Source organism: Lamprobacter sp. (genome assembly GCF_034860625.1).
Lineage (GTDB): Bacteria > Pseudomonadota > Gammaproteobacteria > Chromatiales > Chromatiaceae > Lamprobacter.
The window spans coordinates 1-2,015 of the sequence record NZ_JAYESN010000406.1 but is presented as its reverse complement, the minus strand read 5'-3'; the positions used below and the strand labels follow the sequence as shown (position 1 = coordinate 2,015).

At 60.6% G+C, this 2,015-nt stretch carries 3 protein-coding genes; all 3 read left to right on the top strand.

The annotated features are described in order from the left end of the window. The first annotated feature begins 279 nt into the window (after positions 1–279). The 3 genes from VBE63_RS28130 (at position 280) to VBE63_RS28120 (ending at position 1,925) form a co-directional block, all read left to right on the top strand. On the top strand, positions 280–528 hold the full coding sequence (locus tag VBE63_RS28130) for an AbrB/MazE/SpoVT family DNA-binding domain-containing protein (RefSeq protein ID WP_323686288.1): 249 nt from the start codon (positions 280–282) through the stop codon (positions 526–528). Further along, complete coding sequence (locus VBE63_RS28125) at positions 528–938, top strand: PIN domain-containing protein (RefSeq protein ID WP_323686287.1); 411 nt, start codon at positions 528–530, stop codon at positions 936–938. The genes VBE63_RS28130 and VBE63_RS28125 overlap by 1 nt, the downstream gene beginning before the upstream one ends. A gap of 102 nt (positions 939–1,040) precedes the next feature. After that, positions 1,041–1,925 carry a DUF2887 domain-containing protein gene (locus VBE63_RS28120; RefSeq protein ID WP_323686286.1) on the top strand — a complete coding sequence of 295 codons (885 nt, stop codon included), beginning with the start codon at positions 1,041–1,043 and terminating at the stop codon, positions 1,923–1,925. The last annotated feature ends 90 nt before the right edge of the window (positions 1,926–2,015 follow it).

The window sequence follows — 2,015 nt, the reverse complement described above, 5'->3', positions numbered from 1 at the left end:
GATGAACCTGGCGAACGGCGCTTGCGCCCGTTGTATGGGCAGCGCTCGGGACAAGGGAATACGCGCTATGTGCGCGATCCCAAGCGGCTGGCCGAGCGGGTCAGCACGGCGCGCTCGTTTCAGCTGGGTACTGGGGTGGCGGTCTAGGCCTGGGTCCCGGCTTCCCGGCCCGGACCCAGGCATCGGTGCTGGCCGGCCGTGCCTTGCTTGAGCTCTGTAGTGTGATGTCAGCCGTCATGCTAAGCTGTTTTTCTGAAATTCAGAAAAGCGGAGCATCTGATGCGTGAAATCCTGACGGTGTCGAGTCGCGGCCAGGTCACCCTGCCAGCGGGGATACGCAACCAGCTGGGCATCAAGCCGGGTGACGCATTGATCGTTGAGGAATGCGAAGGCGAATTGCGGTTGAAACCGGCCGCAGTGTTGGAGCTCGAGCGCTACAGTGATGCTCAGATCGCGGAGTGGGATCGCGCCGATACGCTCTCGGCTGGCGAGCGCAGGCGCATCCTTGAGCGTCTGCAACAGATCTGATGCGTCTGTTTCTGGACGCCAACGTCCTTTTTACGGCAGCGCATAACCCGAACGGTAAGGCCGCACTTATCGTGGAGTTGGCGCAAGCGGGTCTGTGGCAACTTGCGACCAGCGCCTTTGCGCTGGAAGAGGCGCGCCGAAACCTCGAGCGCAAATATCCGGCGTGTTTGCCTGAGCTTGAAACGCGGATTGCGGAGATTCGCATCGTGATCGATCCTGGTCTTGGTCAATGTCCGGAAGGCCTGGTGGAAAAAGACTGCCCAATCTATCGGGCGGCCCGCGCCTGTAAAGCCGATGTTTTGTTGACGGGTGATATTCGGCATTTTGGGTTTCTCATGAATGCGCCAGACAAGACAGAGGGCGTGTGCATTCAAACGGTCGCGGATTTCCTGGATGGCTTTCCGGGATAAACCCGGGACAGACCACGTTTTCTTCCGCTCCGTCATCCCGGCCGGGACGACTGGGCCACCGATTCGGGCGCATCCGCCACGCATTCGGCTATCCTCACAGGCATGAAAACCGACCACCCGATCTACCTGTTTCTCCGCAGCGGCCCCGAGGCCTTTCGCGTGCTCACCGGTGGTCTGCAGCTCGAAGGCGCCTACGAGGTCTGCTCCCTGACCATCAAAAGCCTCGAGCGCCGCCTTGATGGCCTGGTGCAACCCGATGGTCACGCAGGCCCCGCCTACGTGGTCGAATTCCAGGCCCAACCCGTGGCCAAGTCCCTTTACAATCTGACCGCCAAGATTGGCCTTTACGGTGAAGAGCACGCCGAGTCCGAAGTGCTCGGCATCGCCGTGTTCCTGCGCGCCACCGACATCCCCGCCCGACCCAGCTGGGTGCATGCGCAAGGCTCGCCGATCCGCTGTGTCAGTCTCGACAGCTTCCTGCGCGAGTGGCTCGAGCGCGAGCCCGAGAACCCCTATGTCGCGGTCTTTGCACCGCTGATCATCGACAGCGATGCCGAGCTGACGCAGCGCGCACCAGTGCTCTGGCAGACGATCCAACAATCGCCACTCGACGCAGAAACCCGCGAGACGCTGTCAGAAGTGTTGGAATTCTGGTTTTTTGAACGCTTTAGCGGCAAGACCGCGCAGGAGATCTGGACCATGTTGAATCTGACGACGCCGATTCAGGAGACGAAGGCCTATCAATCCATCTTTGCCGACGGCAAGACCGAGGGCAAGACCGAGGGCAAGACCGAGGGTAAGGCCGAAGGCAAGACCGAGGCTAAGGTCGGAACGCTCTGCCGACAGCTCACCCGTCGCTTCGGCCCGCTGCCACCCTGGGCCGCGCAGCGCATCACCGCAGCGTCCGAAGCACAGCTCGACTCCTGGCTGGATGACATTTTCGAGGCCAACAGCGTCACCGATTTACTCGGAGACGAAAAAGATTAACATCACTGATCCGCCTCCCAATCGGGCTGTGAAGACCATTCGCGAAGGCATCAGATTGCTGGTACAACAGCCGACGTGAAAGACGAGAGA

Bases quoted from the DNA above. Each gene is read 5' to 3' on its own strand.
- VBE63_RS28130 (WP_323686288.1), top strand. From the start codon at position 280: ATGCGTGAAATCCTGACGGTGTCGAGTCGCGGCCAGGTCACCCTGCCA.
- VBE63_RS28125 (WP_323686287.1), top strand. From the start codon at position 528: ATGCGTCTGTTTCTGGACGCCAACGTCCTTTTTACGGCAGCGCATAAC.
- VBE63_RS28120 (WP_323686286.1), top strand. From the start codon at position 1,041: ATGAAAACCGACCACCCGATCTACCTGTTTCTCCGCAGCGGCCCCGAG.